The 17,387-nt window shown below is 70.9% G+C and carries 12 protein-coding genes; 9 read left to right on the plus strand and 3 right to left on the minus strand.

What is annotated here, in order from left to right; translation table 11 throughout:
* On the minus strand, nucleotides 1-2,598 hold the full coding sequence (valS, locus tag IM778_RS08045) for a valine--tRNA ligase (protein WP_194411487.1): 2,598 nt from the start codon (nucleotides 2,596-2,598) through the stop codon (nucleotides 1-3).
* A gap of 197 nt (nucleotides 2,599-2,795) precedes the next feature.
* On the opposite strand from valS, the gene IM778_RS08050 reads away from it, so the two are divergent.
* The 8 genes from IM778_RS08050 (at nucleotide 2,796) to ndk (ending at nucleotide 13,620) form a co-directional block, all read left to right on the plus strand.
* Nucleotides 2,796-4,418: an ABC transporter substrate-binding protein gene (locus IM778_RS08050; RefSeq protein WP_194411488.1), complete on the plus strand. Its 1,623-nt coding sequence runs from the start codon at nucleotides 2,796-2,798 to the stop codon at nucleotides 4,416-4,418.
* 34 nt (nucleotides 4,419-4,452) lie between these two features.
* Entirely contained in the window at nucleotides 4,453-5,436 is a 984-nt protein-coding gene (locus tag IM778_RS08055) for an ABC transporter permease (RefSeq protein ID WP_194411489.1), read from the plus strand.
* On the plus strand, nucleotides 5,433-6,245 hold the full coding sequence (locus tag IM778_RS08060) for an ABC transporter permease (RefSeq protein WP_194411490.1): 813 nt from the start codon (nucleotides 5,433-5,435) through the stop codon (nucleotides 6,243-6,245). Before IM778_RS08055 ends, IM778_RS08060 begins: the two co-directional genes overlap by 4 nt.
* Complete coding sequence (locus tag IM778_RS08065) at nucleotides 6,242-7,789, plus strand: ATP-binding cassette domain-containing protein (RefSeq protein ID WP_194411491.1); 1,548 nt, start codon at nucleotides 6,242-6,244, stop codon at nucleotides 7,787-7,789. The genes IM778_RS08060 and IM778_RS08065 overlap by 4 nt, the downstream gene beginning before the upstream one ends.
* A gap of 229 nt (nucleotides 7,790-8,018) precedes the next feature.
* Complete coding sequence (gene ileS / locus IM778_RS08070; RefSeq protein ID WP_194411784.1) at nucleotides 8,019-11,429, plus strand: isoleucine--tRNA ligase; 3,411 nt, start codon at nucleotides 8,019-8,021, stop codon at nucleotides 11,427-11,429.
* Nucleotides 11,426-12,784, plus strand: coding sequence for a bifunctional folylpolyglutamate synthase/dihydrofolate synthase (locus tag IM778_RS08075; protein ID WP_194411492.1), 1,359 nt, complete (start codon nucleotides 11,426-11,428; stop codon nucleotides 12,782-12,784). The genes ileS and IM778_RS08075 overlap by 4 nt, the downstream gene beginning before the upstream one ends.
* Nucleotides 12,781-13,182: a DUF4233 domain-containing protein gene (locus IM778_RS08080; protein WP_228484807.1), complete on the plus strand. Its 402-nt coding sequence runs from the start codon at nucleotides 12,781-12,783 to the stop codon at nucleotides 13,180-13,182. Before IM778_RS08075 ends, IM778_RS08080 begins: the two co-directional genes overlap by 4 nt.
* 21 nt (nucleotides 13,183-13,203) lie before the next feature.
* Nucleotides 13,204-13,620, plus strand: coding sequence for a nucleoside-diphosphate kinase (ndk, locus tag IM778_RS08085; RefSeq protein WP_194411494.1), 417 nt, complete (start codon nucleotides 13,204-13,206; stop codon nucleotides 13,618-13,620).
* Between the two features lie 42 nt (nucleotides 13,621-13,662).
* On the opposite strand, the gene IM778_RS08090 is transcribed toward ndk, so the two are convergent.
* Nucleotides 13,663-14,265 carry a vitamin K epoxide reductase family protein gene (locus IM778_RS08090; RefSeq protein ID WP_194411495.1) on the minus strand — a complete coding sequence of 201 codons (603 nt, stop codon included), beginning with the start codon at nucleotides 14,263-14,265 and terminating at the stop codon, nucleotides 13,663-13,665.
* Nucleotides 14,266-14,591: 326 nt separating this feature from the next.
* On the opposite strand from IM778_RS08090, the gene IM778_RS08095 reads away from it, so the two are divergent.
* The gene (locus tag IM778_RS08095) at nucleotides 14,592-17,072 is read left to right on the plus strand and encodes an Rne/Rng family ribonuclease (protein ID WP_194411496.1); all 2,481 of its coding nucleotides are present in this window, start codon (nucleotides 14,592-14,594) and stop codon (nucleotides 17,070-17,072) included.
* A 21-nt stretch (nucleotides 17,073-17,093) separates the two neighbouring features.
* On the opposite strand, the gene IM778_RS08100 is transcribed toward IM778_RS08095, so the two are convergent.
* Nucleotides 17,094-17,366 carry a DUF4031 domain-containing protein gene (locus IM778_RS08100; protein WP_194411497.1) on the minus strand — a complete coding sequence of 91 codons (273 nt, stop codon included), beginning with the start codon at nucleotides 17,364-17,366 and terminating at the stop codon, nucleotides 17,094-17,096.
* Nucleotides 17,367-17,387 lie beyond the last annotated feature (21 nt).

The following is a 17,387-nucleotide window of genomic DNA, read 5'->3' on the forward strand; positions in this document are numbered from 1 at the left end:
TCAGTCCTCCTGGGGGGCGAGCACGATGTCGGTCACCTCGAGGGCGTTCGCCTGCGCGTACCGGATCTCGGCGATGCGTCCGACCGCCTTGAGGTCGCCCTCGGCGAGGCGGATCACGTCGAGCGTCGCGGCAGGCCCGGCGATCGTGAGCGACGCGACGGGCGTCTTCTGGCTTGCTTTGGCTTCGGTCTTGGCACGGCGCACACCGATGAGCGCCTGGCTGACCGCGGTGAGGACCGCGACGTCACCGGACTCCTCGCCGGGAGCCATGGGCCATTCGGCGTTGTGGACCGAGCCCTCGTTGAACCACGACCACGCCTCCTCGGCCGCGAACGCGAGCACCGGGGCGAGGAGCCGCAGGAGGGCCGACAGCGCGAGGCGCAGCGCGAGCGCCGCCGAGGCCTGGCCGACGTCGGTCTGGTTGTACGCGCGCTCCTTCACGAGCTCGAGGTAGTCGTCGCAGAACGTCCAGAAGAACGACTCGGTCACCTCGAGGGCACGGGCATGGTCGTAGTTCTCGAACGCCTTCGTCGCCTCGCGGACGACCGTGTGCAGGCTCGCGAGCATCGACGCGTCGAGGGCGTGCGTGATCTCGGCGCCTTCGGGCACGGGGAACGACAGCACGAACTTCGCCGCGTTCAGCACCTTGATCGCCAGACGGCGGCCGATCTTGATCTGCGTGGGGTTCTGCGGGTCGAAGGCCGCGTCCGTGCCCAGGCGACTGGACGCCGCCCAGTACCGCACCGCGTCGGACCCGTGCTGGGCGAGGACGTCGGCGGGCGTGACCACGTTGCCCTTCGACTTCGACATCTTCTTGCGGTCGGGGTCGACGATGAAGCCCGAGATGGCGGCATCCGTCCACGGCGCGCGATCGTCCTCGAGTGCGCTGCGCAGCAGCGTCGAGAACAGCCAGGTGCGGATGATGTCCTGACCCTGCGGGCGAAGGTCGAACGGCGCGACGAGATCCCACAGCTCCCGGTCGCGCTCCCAGCCGCCGGCGAGCTGCGGCGTGAGCGACGACGTCGCCCACGTGTCGAAGATGTCGTTCTCGCCGTCGAACCCGCCCGGCACGCCGCGCTGATCGGCGGTGTATCCCGCCGGCACGTCGATCGACGGGTCGACCGGGAGCGATGCGTGGTCGGGCACGAGCACGCGGCTGTAGTCCCGCTCGCCGTTCTCGTCCAGCGCGTACCAGACCGGGATCGGCACTCCGAAGAAGCGCTGACGCGACACGAGCCAGTCGCCGGTGAGGCCGTTGGTCCAGTTCTCGAAGCGCACCCGCATGAAATCGGGATGCCACGACATCTGCGCGCCCAGTGCGATGAGCCTCTCGCGCAGCGACTCGTCGCGTGCGCCGTTGCGCAGGTACCACTGGCGCGTCGAGACGATCTCCATCGGGCGATCGCCCTTCTCGTAGAACTTCACGACGTGGTGGAAGGGCTTCGGGTCGCCCACCATCTCGCCCGACTCCTGCAGCAACTCGACCACGCGCTTCTTCGCGCTGAAGACGGTCTTGCCTGCGAGCTCCGCGTACGCCGCCTTGCCGGCATCCGTCGTGATCGCCTCGGGGGCGTCCGCGATCACGCGACCGTCGAGACCCAGGATGGTGCGGTTCGGCAGGTCGAGCTCACGCCACCACACGATGTCGGTCACGTCGCCGAACGTGCAGATCATCGCGATTCCGGAACCCTTGTCGGGCTGCGCGAGCGGATGAGCCAGCACGGGCACCTCGACGTCGAACAGGGGAGTGCGAACGGTGCTGCCGAACAGGGGCTGGTAGCGCTCGTCATCGGGGTGCGCCACGAGCGCCACGCACGCCGCGAGAAGCTCGGGACGCGTGGTCTCGATGTGGATGTCGCCCGAGCCGTCGGTCTTGTGGAACGCCAGGCGGTGGAACGCCGCGGGCTGCTCGCGCTCCTCGAGCTCGGCCTGTGCGATCGCGGTGCGGAAGTCGATGTCCCACATGGTGGGCGCGAGGTCCTGGTACGCCTCTCCGCGCTCGAGGTTGCGCAGGAACGCGAGCTGGCTGGTGCGGATCGTGTCGTCCGAGATGGTGCGGTACGTCTGCGCCCAGTCCACGCTGAGGCCGAGCTGGCGGAACAGCGCCTCGAAGTGCTTCTCGTCCTCGACGGTCAGCCGTTCGCACAGCTCGATGAAGTTGCGGCGGCTGATCGGCACCTGATCGGCTGCACGGCTCGACTTGTTGTCGCCGCCTTCGAACGGCGGAGTGAAGTCGGGGTCGTACGCCAGCGACGGGTCGCAGCGCACGCCGTAGTAGTTCTGCACGCGGCGCTCGGTGGGCAGACCGTTGTCGTCCCAGCCCATCGGGTAGAACACGGTCTTGCCGCGCATGCGCTCGAAGCGCACCTTGAGGTCGGTGTGGGTGAACGAGAAGACGTGTCCGATGTGCAGACTGCCCGAGGCCGTCGGCGGGGGAGTGTCGACCGAGTAGATCCCCTCGCGGCCCACCTCGGCGGCGCGGATGCGGTCGAACAGGTAGGTGCCCTGCGCGGTCCACGCCGCATCCCACTTCTGCTCGAGGCCCTCCAGTGCGGGCTTATCCGGGATCTGTGCCTGTGCGGGGCGGGCATCGGGCATGCGAACTCCTCGAGCGATATGTGCGGCACTGTGTGAGCGTGCCTGAGTGTGGAAGGTCGCTCGATTCTACCGGGTCCCCCCTCAGGCCCGGCGTCTCGCTCGCGCCGGGAACAACGGCGTGGCACCGCGCGTTTATCGACTGCGTCCACAAACAGGTACCGTATAGCCGTCCCTTCTCAGATCATCCGAGGTCCGTCATGCCCGCTTCCGCCCTGCGCCGACGCCTAGCCGTCGTCGCGTTCCCCCTCGTCGCCACCCTCGCACTCGCTTCGTGCGCGGCCGGCGGAGAGGACCCGTCCGGCGCGGACCCGAGCGGTGAGGTCGTGTGGGCCATCGAGGGCGCCAACCTGTCGGCGGGTCACATGGATCCCCAGACCAGCCAGCTCGACGTCTCGGCCATGGTGCAGCGGGCGGCGCTGGACTCGCTCGTCTTCCAGGAGGCCGACGGATCGTTCTCGCCGTGGCTCGCAGAATCGTGGGAGATCGAGGACGACGGCGCCGCCTACGTGTTCACGCTCCGTGACGATGTGACGTTCCACGACGGCGAGCCCTTCGACGCCGCGGCGGTGAAGGCCAACTTCGACCGCATCGCCGACCCCGAGACGGCGTCCGCACAGGCCGCGAGCATGCTCGGCGGCGAGTTCTACGAGGGCACGGAGGTCGTCGATGAGCACACCGTGCGCGTGTCGTTCGCTCAGCCGTACTCCCCGTTCCTCCAGGCCGCGAGCACCGCGCTGCTCGGCTTCTACTCGCCCGCCGTCCTCGAGGAGTCCGCCGACCAGCTGAAGGCGGGGGGCCCGGGAGTCACGGTGGGCACCGGGCCGTTCGAGCTCACCGAGTACACGCCCGACCAGGAGATCGTCTACACCCGCAACGACGACTACGCGTGGGGTCCGCACGACGCCGGAGCCGCGAAGTTCGAGACGCTCCGCGTCGAGATCCTCCCCGAGGCCTCCGTCCGCGTCGGGGTCGTCGAAAGCGGCGAGGCCGACCTCGCGAGCCAGCTGCCGCCGAACCTCGCCGCCGACCTCGACGACGCGCTGACCGTGGACGCGAACGAGTACCCCGGCCTGCCGTACTCGCTGTACCTGAACGAGAAGCACGGCGTCTTCGCCGACGAACGCGTGCGCGAGGCGTTCTCACGTGCCATCGACATCGACACCTCCGTGGAGGAGATCTTCTTCGGCCAGTTCCCGCGCGCCTGGTCCATCCTGGGGTCGACCACGCCGGCGTACGACGCGTCGCTCGAGGGCTCGTGGCCGTACGACGCGAGCGAGGCCGGGGCGCTCCTGGACGAGGCGGGCTGGACGGAGCGGGACTCCGACGGCTACCGCACGAAGGACGGCGAGCGGCTCTCCGCCCGCTGGATCGCATGGACGCCCGTGCCCGACGACCGTGCCGCGCTCGCCAATGCCATCCAGTCGGACCTCAAGGCGGTCGGCTTCGAGGTCGTGCGCGAGGTGCTCGAGCCCGGCGCCTACAACGAGCAGTACGGCCCGAAGACGTTCGACCTCACCGACTGGGGATTCTCGGGTGTCGACCCCGACCTGCTGCGCAGCCACCTCCACACGGACGGCTTCCAGAACGCGTCGCAGGTGAGCGACGCCGACCTCGACGCGCTGCTCGAGGCGGGGGTCGCGACCTCCGACACCGCGGAGCGGGCCGAGATCTACACCGACGTGCAGCAGTGGAACGCCGATCACGTGGCGATCGTGCCGCTGTACAGCCCGTCGCTCATCACTGCGGTGTCCGACTCGGTGACAGGCCTCGCCTACGATCTCTACGGGCGTCCGCTCTTCTACGACGTGAGTGTGGGCTGAGCCCCCGCCCGGAAAGGGCACGGCCGCGCGCACGATGACGGCACAGCGAGGGCAGCTCCGCCGAGTCGGCGTGCGCGTGACAGCGGTCGCGGCATCCGTCGTCATCGTGCTGTGGGGCGCCGCGACAGTGGCCTTCCTCGCCCTCCGGGTGATCCCGGGCGACCCGGTCGACGTGATGCTCGGCCCGCAGGCCCAGGTCAGCGAGCAGGTGAAAGACGCCATCCGGTCGGAGCTGGGACTGGACCGCCCGCCGATCGAGCAGTACGTCGCCTACCTGGGGCAGTTGCTGCGCGGCGACCTCGGCGAGTCCTACCAGCTCCGGATGCCGGTGACCGAGGTCATCGGCCGCCAGCTCGGTGCGACGCTGCAGCTGTCGGCGCTGGCCCTGCTGCTCGCTGTCGTGATCGCGTTCGCCGTCGCGCTCCTGGCGCGTGGTCGCGCGGCGCGCGGGGTCGCCGCCGCCGTGGAACTCGTCATCCTCTCGTCGCCGGTGTTCTGGATCGGGCTGCTCCTGCTGAGCGTGTTCGCCTTCGGGCTGGGCTGGTTCCCCGTGGCGGGATCGCGCAACCCTGCGACGATCGTCCTCCCCGCGATCACGCTGGCGCTCCCGGTCGCAGCGCTCCTCGGCCAGGTACTGCGCGACGGCATCGAGGCCGCCGAGCGGCAGCCGTTCGCGCTCACGGTCCGCGCCCGCGGCGCGGGACCGACGAGGCTCACGCTGCACCACACGCTGCGCCACGGGTCGGCCGGCGCGCTGACGCTCGCCGCATACCTCGTGGGATCGCTCCTGGGCGGCGCGGTCCTCGTCGAGACGGTGTTCGCGCGACCGGGTCTCGGCAGGGTGACGCTGGCGGCCATCACCGACCGCGACCTGCCGGTCATCACCGGGATCATCCTGCTCAGCGCCGTCGTGTTCGTCGTCGTCAACGTCATCGTCGAGGTCACGCACCCGCTCATCGACCCGCGGCTGCGTCGCAGCCCCGCGGTGGGCGCGGTGCGCACGAGGTCGGCCCCATGACGCCGGCGCGGCGGCTCGCCCTGGGCACGGCCGTTCTCGTGCTCGGGGCCATCGCGGCTCTCGCCCTGGCGCCCCAGCTCTTCGCCACGCATGATCCGCTGCAGACCGATGTGCGCGCGGCGCTCCTGCCGCCCAGCCCGGACCACTTCTTCGGCACCGATCAGAGCGGTCGCGACGTCTACTCGCGCGTCGTGTACGGCGCGGCGCGGTCAGTCGGCATCGGCGTCCTCGCCACCGCCCTGGCGTTCGCGGTCGGGCTCGTGATCGGTGCCCTGTCCGGCGTCGCGCCGCGCGCCGTCGACGCGGTCGCCATGCGGGCGACCGACATCCTGCTCGCGTTCCCCGAGTTCCTGATCGCCCTGGTCGTGGTGGCGGTGCTGGGCCCGGGGCCGGTGAACGTCGCCGTCGCGGTGACCATCGCCGCCGTGCCGATCTACATCCGTCTCGCACGCGTGCAGACGCGCTCGCTCCGCCTCGCCGAGCACGTCGAGGCGGCGCGCATCCTGGGAGTGCCCGGGCCGATGGCGTTCGTCCGGCACGTGGTGCCCGGCGTCGTCGGTGCGCTGAGCGTGCTGGCCACGATCGGCATCGGCTCCAGCATCCTCGCCGCCGCAGGTCTGAGCTTCCTCGGTCTCGGTCCCGCCGAGCCCAGCCCTGAGTGGGGACTGATGCTGGCCGGCGGGCGGAACGTGATCGGCCAGGCGTGGTGGGTGTCGGCGTTCCCCGGCGCCGCGATCACGCTCACCGTCGTGGCGGCGACGGTCGTGGGCCGCGTCCTGCGGGCGCGGGCGGAGGGTCGTACGCGATGACCGGGCTTGTCGTGCAGGGACTCCGCGTGGCGATCGACGGCCGTCTCGCGGTGGACGGCCTCGACCTGTCGGTGGCGCCGGGGGAGTGCGTCGCCGTCATCGGCGAGTCCGGTGCCGGCAAGTCGCTCACCGCCCGCGCACTGCTGGGCCTGTCGCCCGAGGGCGCGGTGGTCGGCGCCGGCGCGCTCGAGATCGACGGGATCGACGCCCGCTCCCTGGGTGAGCGGGCCTGGCGACGGTTGCGCGGCTCGCGCATCGCGCTCGTGTCGCAGGACGCCCTGGTCTCACTCGACCCGCTGCGCCGCATCGAGGCGGAGATCGCCGAGCCGCTGGTGCTCCACGGCGGGCGGATGCCGCGCACAGCGCTCCGGGCGCGGGTCACGGCGCTGCTGCGCGAGGTGGCGATGCCCGATGCCCCGCGGCGCGCGCGACAGTATCCGCACGAGCTGTCGGGAGGTCTGCGCCAGCGCGCGCTCATCGCGTCGGCTCTCGCCGGGTCGCCGACGATCCTCGTCGCCGACGAGCCCACCACCGCGCTCGATGCGACCGTGCAGGCCCGCGTCCTGGCACTCTTGCGCACGATCGCCGACCGCGGCGTGGCGGTCGTGATCATCAGCCATGACTTCACGGCGGTTCGCCGCATCGCCGATCGCGTGCTGGTGATGCGCGAGGGGCGCGTCGTGGAGAGCGGGCCGACCGCCGCCGTGTTCAGCGACCCCGCCGATCCCTACACGCGCCGACTCGTCGCCGCCGCCCTCCACGAGCCGCGCGCGCCCGTCGTGGACGCACCGCCCGACCGGGTGACCGTACGAGGCCTCTCCAAGTCCTTCGACACGCCGGCGGTGGTCGACGTCTCGTTCTCGGTGCCGCGCGGACGCACGCTCGGCATCGTCGGGGAGTCGGGGTCGGGCAAGACGACCCTGGCGCGGATGATCGTGGGGGTGGAACGGCCCGACGCCGGAGACGTGCTCCTCGACGGCAGCGCGCCCACGCCCGCGACGCGCCGGCGTGTGCAGCTCGTGCATCAGAACCCGCTCGGCGCGCTCGATCCGCGGTGGCGGGTCGACCGGTCGCTGCGCGAGGCGCTCGGGGCGGCCGGGGTGCCGCGTTCCGAGCGCGCCCGACGCGTGCGCGAACTCATGGCAGAGGTGGAACTCCACCCCGACCTGGCACGGCGGCGCCCGGCCGCGCTCTCGGGCGGACAGCGCCAGCGGGTCGCGATCGCCCGGGCGCTTGCGGCCGACCCGGAGGTCCTGGTGCTCGACGAGCCCGTGTCGGCGCTGGACCCGCTCGTGCGCGAGACGGTGCTCGCGCTGCTCGCGCGGCTGCAGCGCGAGCGGGACCTCACCCTGCTGCTGGTGTCGCACGACCTCGACGTCGTGGCGGCCGTCGCCGACGACGTCGTCGTGATGAAGGACGGCGTCGTGGTCGAACAGGGCCGCACCGCCGACGTGTTCGCCGGGGCGCGGCATGCGTTCACTCGTGAGCTGCTGGCGGCGTCGGGGTTCGAGCCTCCGCGTGCGGCGGGCGCGGAGCCCGCGTAGACTCTTCCCACCAGTGCTGATCCGGCCATCACCGGGGAGCTCTCGGAAGAACGGGACTTCGGTCCTCACTAGAACCGAGCGGGGCAGGCCCGTCACAGCCGCAGTGAGAGGGGACGGATGCCTCGGCCGAGGCATCTCGTCAATGCAGGGTGGTACCGCGGTTCGCCGGACTGGATTCCGAGCGCGTCGTCCCCGCAGGAAGCACATGAGCGAGCACCTGCGAGAGAACATGACCTATCCCCGCCCCTCCGCGTTCGGGCCGGCGGCCGACGCCGCCACGAGCCCCGTCGTGCCGAGCCCGCGCTTCCCCGACATCGAGCGGGAGACGCTCGCGTTCTGGGAGGCCGACCAGACCTTCCGCGCGTCCATCGCGCAGCGCGAGGGTGCCGAGGAGTGGGTCTTCTACGACGGTCCGCCGTTCGCCAACGGCCTGCCGCACTACGGACACCTGCTCACCGGGTATGCGAAGGACGTGTTCCCGCGCTTCCAGACCATGCGCGGCAAGAAGGTCGACCGCGTCTTCGGGTGGGACACCCACGGTCTGCCCGCCGAGCTCGAGGCGATGAAGCAGCTCGGCATCACCGAGAAGAGCGAGATCGAGGCGATGGGCATCGCCACGTTCAACGCCAAGTCGCGCGAGTCGGTGCTCGCCTACACGCGCGAGTGGGAGGACTACGTCACCCGCCAGGCGCGCTGGGTGGACTTCGAGCGTGGCTACAAGACGCTCGACCTCGGGTACATGGAGTCGGTGCTCTGGGCGTTCAAGACGATCTACGACAAGGGGCTCGCGTACGAGGGGTACCGTGTGCTGCCGTACTGCTGGCGCGACGAGACGCCGCTGTCGGCGCACGAGCTCCGCATGGACGACGACGTCTACAAGATGCGGCAGGACCCGTCGGTCACCGTCACGTTCCCCCTCGTCGGCGCGAAGGCCGAGGCACTGGGGCTGACGGGCGTGCGGGCTCTCGCGTGGACGACGACCCCCTGGACGCTGCCGACGAACTTCGCTCTCGCGGTGGGTCCCGACATCCGCTACGTCGTGGTGCCCGGCGGCCCGAACGGCGCGGCGGACGTGCACCGCGCGCCCGACGGCCGGGCCGACGAGGCCGAGGAGGCGTACGCGCACCGTTACCTCCTCGCCGAGGAGCTGCTGGCGGGGTACGCGAAGGACCTCGGGTACGACTCAGCCGAGGCCGCGCGTGAAGCCGTCGTGCAGACCGTCCTCGGCGCCGACCTCGCGGACGTCGCCTACGACCGCCTCTTCGACTACTACGCGGACGCCGCGACCTGGGGCACGCAGGACGCGTGGCGCATCCTCGTCGACGACTACGTCACGACCGGCGACGGCACCGGCATCGTCCACCAGGCCCCGGCCTACGGCGAGGACGACCAGCGGGTGACCGAGGCCGCCGGCATCCCGCTCATCATGAGCCTCGACGACGGCGGACGCTTCCTGCCGCAGGTGACGGATGTCGCCGGTGAGCTGTGGATGGATGCGAACCGCCCGCTCATCCGCCTGCTGCGGCAGGAGGGGCGTCTGCTGCGCGAGGCGAGCTACGAGCACTCGTACCCGCACTGCTGGCGGTGCCGCAACCCCCTGATCTACCGCGCGGTCTCGAGCTGGTTCGTGCGCGTCACCGAGATCAAGGACCGCCTGCTCGCGGGCAACGAGCAGATCACCTGGGTGCCCGAGAACGTCAAGCACGGCCAGTTCGGCAAGTGGCTCGAAGGCGCGCGTGACTGGTCGATCAGCCGCAACCGCTACTGGGGCTCGCCGATCCCGGTGTGGAAGAGCGACGACCCGGAGCACCCGCGCGTCGACGTGTACGGCTCGCTCGAAGAGCTCGAGCGCGACTTCGGCCGCCTGCCCCGCAACGCCGAGGGCGAGGTGGACCTGCACCGCCCGTACATCGACGACCTGACGCGTCCGAACCCCGACGACCCGACCGGCCAGAGCACCATGCGCCGCATCGAAGACGTCTTCGACGTGTGGTTCGACTCGGGATCGATGCCGTACGCCCAGGTGCACTACCCGTTCGAGAATCAGGAGTGGTTCGACGCGCATTCGCCGGCGGACTTCATCGTCGAGTACATCGGGCAGACCCGCGGCTGGTTCTACGTGATGCACGTGCTCTCGACCGCGCTGTTCGACCGGCCGGCGTTCACCGGGGTGTCGTGCCACGGCATCGTGCTCGGCAGCGACGGACAGAAGATGTCGAAGTCGCTGCGGAACTACCCCGACGTCAGCGAGGTGTTCGATCGCGACGGCTCCGACGCGATGCGGTGGTTCCTCATGTCGAGCTCGGTGCTGCGCGGCGGCAATCTCGTTGTCACCGAGGAAGGGATCCGCGCCGGAGTGCGCGAGTTCCTGCTGCCGCTGTGGAACGCGTGGTACTTCTTCGCGACGTATGCGAACGCGGCACTGCCGGTCGCTGAGCGCGCGGAGCGCGACGAGACGGAGCGGGGATACCAGGCCTCGTGGCGCACCGACTCGACCGACGTCCTCGATCGCTACATCCTGGCGCTGACCGGCGACCTCGTGCGCGACGTCGCCGCCGACCTCGAGGGGCTCGACTCGACGCTCGCGGCGGCGAAGCTGCGCGAGTTCGGCGAGGCGCTGACGAACTGGTACATCCGGCGCTCGCGCGACCGGTTCTGGGTCGGCGTCACGGACGATCCGAAGAGCACCGAGGCGTTCGACACGCTCTACACCGTCCTCGAGACGCTCACGCGCGTCGCCGCACCGCTGATCCCGCTCATCTCCGAGAAGGTGTGGCAGGGACTCACCGGCGGTCGCAGCGTCCACCTGCAGGACTGGCCCGACGCCGACGCCTTCCCCGCCGCCGACGACATCCGCTCCGCGATGGACGCGGTGCGCGAGGTCTCCAGCGTCGCCAACGCGCTGCGCAAGAAGGAGGGCAAGCGCGTGCGCCTGCCGCTTCCGAAGCTCACCGTGGCGGTGACGGATGCCGCATCCCTCGCGCAGTTCGACGGCATCCTGCGCGACGAGCTCAACGTCAAGGAGGTCGAGCTGGTCGAGCTCGGCGACGGGCTCGCCGAGCGCTACGGCATCAGCAAGCGCCTCAGCGTGAACGCCCGCGCGGCCGGTCCGCGACTGGGCAAGCAGGTGCAGCACGTCATCGCCGGAGCCAAGGCAGGCGTGTGGGAGGAGCGCGACGGCGCGGTGGTCGTGGACGGCATCGCGCTCGAGGACGGCGAGTACGAGCTCACGCTCGAGGCCGGAGGCGTCGAGGACGGCACGGCGATCTCGCTGGTCGGCGACGGCGGCTTCGTGCTGCTCGACACCGCGACGACGCCCGATCTCGAGGCGGAGGGTCTCGCACGCGACGTCATCCGTGCCGTGCAGGACACCCGCAAGGCCGCCGGCTTCGACGTCAGCGACCGGATCCGCCTGCAGCTCGCGTTCGACGACGTCGACGACCGGGTGGCCGTCGAATCGGCGTTCGAGGCGGCCGACGTCGCCGGTGAGACCCTCGCGGTCGAGCACGCGCTGTACGGTCCTCGCGGCGGCCGGCCCGCCGAGCCGGTTCCCGGTCACGTCGCCGAGTTCGCCGCCGCCACCTTCGCCAACCGAGGAGCGTTCGCGGTGGCCGTCACGAAGGTGGAGGCATCCGCGTGAGCGACAAGGACCGCCGGCGCGCGGACGCCGTGTACGAGGCCCTTCTGCAGCGCCAGGGGGAGCGGTGGGTGCAGCCGCGCGTCGAGCGCACCCGCCGGGTCCTCGAGCTGCTCGATGACCCGCAGAAGACCTATCGCGTCGTGCACGTGACGGGTACGAACGGCAAGACCTCGACGAGCCGCATCATCGAGAGCCTGGTGCGGGCCCACGGTCTGCGGACCGGCCTGTTCACGAGCCCGCACCTCGAGCGGTTCACCGAGCGGATCGTGGTCGACGGAGAGCCGATCTCGGACGCCGCCGTCGCCGACGCCTGGGACGAAATCGAGCCGTTCGTCGGCATCGTCGACGCCGAGCTCGAGGCCGGCGGCGACGCCCCGCTGACGTTCTTCGAACTGCTGACGGTGCTGGCGTTCGTCGCTTTCGCCGACGCCCCGATCGACGTCCTCGTGCTCGAGGTGGGCATGGGCGGGTCGTGGGACTCCACCAACACCGCCGACGGCGATGTCGCCGTGTTCGCCCCGGTGGCGCTGGATCACGCCGACCGCCTCGGCGAGACCGTGGCCGAGATCGCGGCGGTGAAGGCGGGCATCATCAAGGACGGCGCGGCCGTGGTGTCAGCCCGTCAGGACGCCGCGGTCGAGGCCGTGCTGCGCGAGACGGCGGCGGCGCACGGGGCGAGCATCGCGTTCGAGGGCGAGGCCTTCGCACTCGTGGAGCAGCGGCTCGCCGTCGGCGGCCAGCAGATCACCGTGAGAGGCCTGGCGGGCACGTACGAGGAGGAGTACCTCCCGATGTACGGCGAGCACCAGGGCTTCAACGCCGCCCTCGCCATCGCGGCGGTCGAGTCGCTGGTGGGCGGGGGCTCGCAGCCGATCGCCGGCGACGTGCTCGCGGACGGGCTGGGTGCCGCGACGTCGCCGGGCCGCTTGCAGCTCGTGGGCGCCAACCCCACCGTCGTCGTGGACGCCGCGCACAATCCCCACGGGGCGCAGGCGCTCGTCACGGCGCTGCGCGGATCGTTCGACTTCGACGAGTGGGGCGTCGTGCTCGGCATCCTCTCCGACAAGGATGCCGGCGGAATCGTCTCGGCGCTCGCACCGATCGCCGCGCACGTCTTCGCGACCGTGCCCGACTCCGACCGCGCCGACAGCGCCGACGCGCTCGCAGACCTCGCCGAGGCCCGGGGGCTGCCGGTGACGGTGCACGACGCCCTCGCGGAGGCCGCTGACGCGGCGCGCGCGTGGGCTGCGGCATCCGATCGGCGCGCCGTCGTCATCGCAGGGTCCGTCGTGCTCGCCGGTGAGGCGCTGGTGCTCTCGGCGGCCGACGAGTGGAAGGGCGGGTGGCGCGAGTGACCGCTCAGCCGCAGCTGCCCGCCCGCCGGAAGCGCGGCGCGGCGGAGTCCCTCGCCACGATCGTGCTGGGATTCGAGTCGCTCGTCGCGTTCCTCGGCGGGCTCGCCGTGTACGGCCTCAAGGCGCTGCCCGAGCCGATCGCGTCGTGGTGGGGGATCGTCGCGGGTACGACGCTTGCCGTGCTGATGATCGTGGTCACGCGATTCACCCGCTACCGGTGGGGCATCGCCGTGGGGTGGGGGCTGCAGGCGGTCGTCGCACTGGGCGCGTTCCTCGTCCCGGCCCTCGGGCTCGTCGCTCTCGTTTTCGGCGGCATGTACGGATATGCCACCATCAAGGGGGCCGCGATCGACCGCCACAACGCGCAGCTCGCGGCCGATCCCCCCGAACCTGCCTGAACCGGCGAACGGAGAATCTGCATGGCCACCGAAGAGACCCTCGTCCTCGTCAAGCCCGATGGCGTCGCCCGCGGCCTCACGGGCGCGATCCTCGCCCGCATCGAGGCGAAGGGCTACGCGCTCGTCGACATCCGACTCGTCGAGCCCGACCGAGCGACGCTCGAGCGTCACTACGCCGAGCACGAGGGCAAGCCGTTCTACGAGCCGCTGCTCGAGTTCATGATGTCGGGTCCGTCGGTGGCGATCCGCCTCGCGGGCAACCGTGTGATCGAGGGGTTCCGCTCGCTCGCGGGCACCACCGACCCGACGACGGCGGCACCGGGCACGATCCGTGGCGACTTCGGTCGCGATTGGGGACTGAAGGTGCAGCAGAACCTCGTGCACGGATCCGACAGCCCCGAGTCCGCCGCCCGCGAGCTCGAGATCTGGTTCGGCTGAGAGGGCCGGCCGGTGGCGCGCAGCGCGCCGGCCAGCTGGGCGTCAGAAGACGCGGCCCAGCACGTCGAGCTCTACCTGCGCGAGGATGCCGATGACCGCGTAGCTGAGGATCGCGAGCAGCGGCACCCAGCTCATGAGCCGGTCCGCCACCCGCCGAAGCGATGCCGGCGCGGGGAGCTTGCCGCTGCGCACGACGTGCAGCGTCACCGCGTAGAAGGTGGGGATCGTCACCACCCAGGTCACCATGCACCACGGGCACAGCGTGCCGAGGACGAAGATGCTCTGGGAGATCAGCCAGCACACGAATCCGAACGCGAAGAGCATGCCCCCCGCGAACAGGAGCCAGAACCAGCGGGCGAAACGGGCTCGCGCGAGGATCGCCATGCCGACCACGACCGGGGCCACCCAGCCGGCGAGGCCGAGGATCGGATTCGGGAAGCCGAACACGCTGCCTTGCCACGAGTCGAGGTTGGCGCTGCACTGGACGAGCGGACTGAAGTCGCATGACGCGATTGCATCCGGGTCGGCGAGCGCCTCGAACTTCTCCATCGTGAGCGAGAACGCCGCCCACCATCCGATGACGCCGGCGAGGACGAGCCACACGGCGAGGGCAACGGGGCGGGTGTGCGTCTGCTGCTCGGGCATGCCTCGGATTATGGCATCCGCGGGCTGAGCGGATGCCTCGTCGAGCGCGCTCGGCGGCGTCGCTCCGAGACGCGCCGATGCGCTGGCGCGCCGTGAATGGGCAATCGGAGCGGGGAAGTGCGATAATGGGGGGCGATGACGCGCGGCCGCGCCGCGACGGACATCACCGAAGACTTCAGGGCGACGAACGCCCGTGACAGCGCAGGCATCCGCTGAGAGCAGGATGGCGCTGCAGACCGAGTGAGTTCGCGGCACCGCAGGTGCGGCACCGCACGAGATTTCGCCGGGCGACGCGCGGTGTCGCACCGGCAGGGAGTACGCCAGTGATGGCAGATGGAAACGATGCAGAGTTCGACCCGCAGACAGAACCGGAGGCCCCGCTAGCGTCCGACTCCGCCGATTCGGCCGGAGAGCAGAAGGGCGTCGCGGAGGCACCGCAGATCGAACTGGACGACACGGTCTCGTCTGTCGAGACGATCGAGTCGGACGGGCCCGCACCGTCGGGTCCCGGCGAGAGTGACGCCGAGGCCGGCGATGCCGTCGGCGGCGCCGCCGACACCGAGTCTGCCGAGACGGAGACGGCGGACGAGCCGGAACAGTCCCGTGACGAGTCGAGCGAGGCTCCGCATGAGAAGGCTGCCGAGGCGGCCGAGGCTCGCTCTGAGGAGGCTGCCGAGCCGGCCGTGGCGCCCGCCGAGGCCGCCGACGAGTCCGCCGCTGAGGCACCGGCCGAGCCCGCTGCCACCGACGCACCGGCCGAGCCCGCTGCCGACGAGGCCGAGTCGGGGCCGGTGACCGCCGTCAGCCTCGGACTGCTGCCCGAGGTGTTCGTGTCGGCGGTGTCGACGCAGCTGCACTTCTACGCCCCGGAAGTCGCACCCCTTCCTGAGCGCCCCGAGCCCGAGCCCGACGCGGAGCCGGCACCGTCGGCGAACTCGCGCCGTCGAAACCGCCGCCGCGGCGGCGAGGCCAAGGACGAGGCATCCCCTTCCGAGCCGCCGCAGCCGCGTCAGCGCGCCGTCGAGCTCATCACCGAGCCGCAGCGCATCAAGGGCTCCACGCGCCTCGAGGCGAAGAAGCAGCGCCGCCGCGACGGGCGGGAGGCCGGCCGCCGCCGTGCCGTCGTGACCGAGGCGGAGTTCCTGGCACGCCGCGAGGCCGTCGATCGCGTCATGATCGTGCGCTCGCGCAACGGTCGCATCCAGATCGCCGTGCTCGAAGACAACGTGCTCGTCGAGCACTACGTGGCACGCAGCCAGGACGCCTCGCTGATCGGCAACGTGTACCTGGGGCGCGTGCAGAACGTGCTCCCGAGCATGGAGGCGGCGTTCGTCGACATCGGCCGGGGCCGCAATGCGGTGCTGTACTCCGGCGAGGTCGACTGGGATGCGGTCGAGACCGGCAACCAGCCGCGGCGCATCGAGCTCGCCCTCAAGAGCGGCGATCGCGTGCTCGTTCAGGTCACGAAGGACCCCGTCGGACACAAGGGCGCCCGCCTCACGAGCCAGATCTCGCTGCCGGGCCGCTACCTCGTGTACGTGCCGGGCGGCGCCATGAACGGCATCTCGCGCAAGCTGCCCGACACCGAGCGGGCGCGTCTGAAGAAGATCCTCAAGGAGGTGCTCCCGGAGTCGTCGGGCGTCATCGTGCGCACCGCCGCCGAGGGCGCGACCGAGGATCAGCTGACGCGCGACGTGCAGCGCCTCACGAACCAGTGGGAGCACATCAGCAAGCAGATCGAGTCGATCCAGGCGCCGGCGCTGCTCCACTCCGAGCCCGACCTCCTGGTCAAGATCGTGCGCGACGTCTTCAACGAGGACTTCTCGAAGATGCTCATCCAGGGCGACGACGCGCACCACACGATCACCAAGTACCTCGAGTCCGTCGCACCCGACCTGCTGGAGCGCGTCGAGCGCTTCGAGGGCGAGCACGATCCGTTCGACGAGTTCCGGGTGACCGAGCAGATCGAGAAGGCGCTCGACCGCAAGGTGTGGCTGCCCTCCGGCGGCTCGCTCGTGATCGACCGCACCGAGGCGATGACTGTCGTCGACGTCAACACCGGCAAGTTCGTCGGCTCGGGCGGCAACCTCGAAGAGACCGTGACGAAGAACAACCTCGAGGCCGCCGAGGAGATCGTCCGCCAGCTGAGGCTGCGCGACATCGGCGGCATCATCGTGGTCGACTTCATCGACATGGTGCTCGAGTCCAACCGCGACCTCGTCCTCCGACGTCTCGTGGAGTGCCTCAGCCGGGACCGGACCAAGCACCAGGTGGCCGAGGTCACCTCTCTCGGACTCGTGCAGATGACGCGCAAGAAGCTCGGCCTCGGCCTGCTCGAGACGTTCAGCGAGCCGTGCGAGGTCTGCGCAGGGCGCGGGCTCATCGTGCATCACGACCCCGTCGTCAAGCACCGCTCAGCGGCGCCCGCGCCGTCGTCCGGTCGTCGCTCTCGCGGCGGCGCCTCGCAGGCGCCGAGCGGCTCGAACGGCACGCACGTCATCACCGAAGGCGTGAAGTCGGCGCTCGCTCAGATCGCGGCCTCCACGATCCACCACGGCGAAGAGGCGCCCGCGCCCGCAGCGGCTGTCGTCGCGGTGGAGGAGGCCCCGGCCGCGGAGCGTCCGAAGAAGCAGCGCAAGAAGCGCCAGGACTCCAAGCCGCCCAAGACCGAGAAGGACATGCTCCTCGACTCGGTGCTCCAGGCGCTTCCCGAGCCGAAGGCGCCCGGCCAGGGCCGTTCCCGGCGCCGGGTGACGACGGCGGCGCTCACCGGCACGCCGGTGCCGCACACTCCGACAGAGGACTGATGCGACGAGCGTCGCGGGTGCTCAGCGCCCGCGACGCTCTCGTGCGGTCACGCGAAGGCCGGACGCGATGAGCCGGCGCACCAGTTCATGACCGCTCACGTGCCGTGCGCCCGCGGCGACCAGACGCCCGTGCGCGTCGTCGGGGACGTCATAGTGGTCCAGGTCGAAACCGCGGCGGGGGATGCCGTTGGCCGCGGCGAACGCGTGGAGCTCGTCGAGGTCGGAATCGCTCACCAGGTGCGCCCACAGGCGGCCGTGGGCGGGCCACAGCGGGTCGTCGATGAGGATCGCCACGCGCCCGATACTACGCACCCT

Origin of the sequence: Microbacterium cremeum (genome assembly GCF_015277855.1) — a bacterium.
Taxonomy (GTDB): Bacteria; Actinomycetota; Actinomycetes; order Actinomycetales; family Microbacteriaceae; genus Microbacterium; species Microbacterium cremeum.

Bases quoted from the DNA above. Each gene is read 5' to 3' on its own strand.
- valS (WP_194411487.1), bottom strand. From the start codon at position 2,598: ATGCCCGATGCCCGCCCCGCACAGGCACAGATCCCGGATAAGCCCGCA.
- IM778_RS08050 (WP_194411488.1), top strand. From the start codon at position 2,796: ATGCCCGCTTCCGCCCTGCGCCGACGCCTAGCCGTCGTCGCGTTCCCC.
- IM778_RS08055 (WP_194411489.1), top strand. From the start codon at position 4,453: ATGACGGCACAGCGAGGGCAGCTCCGCCGAGTCGGCGTGCGCGTGACA.
- IM778_RS08060 (WP_194411490.1), top strand. From the start codon at position 5,433: ATGACGCCGGCGCGGCGGCTCGCCCTGGGCACGGCCGTTCTCGTGCTC.
- IM778_RS08065 (WP_194411491.1), top strand. From the start codon at position 6,242: ATGACCGGGCTTGTCGTGCAGGGACTCCGCGTGGCGATCGACGGCCGT.
- ileS (WP_194411784.1), top strand. From the start codon at position 8,019: ATGACCTATCCCCGCCCCTCCGCGTTCGGGCCGGCGGCCGACGCCGCC.
- ndk (WP_194411494.1), top strand. From the start codon at position 13,204: ATGGCCACCGAAGAGACCCTCGTCCTCGTCAAGCCCGATGGCGTCGCC.
- IM778_RS08090 (WP_194411495.1), bottom strand. From the start codon at position 14,265: ATGCCCGAGCAGCAGACGCACACCCGCCCCGTTGCCCTCGCCGTGTGG.
- IM778_RS08095 (WP_194411496.1), top strand. From the start codon at position 14,592: ATGGCAGATGGAAACGATGCAGAGTTCGACCCGCAGACAGAACCGGAG.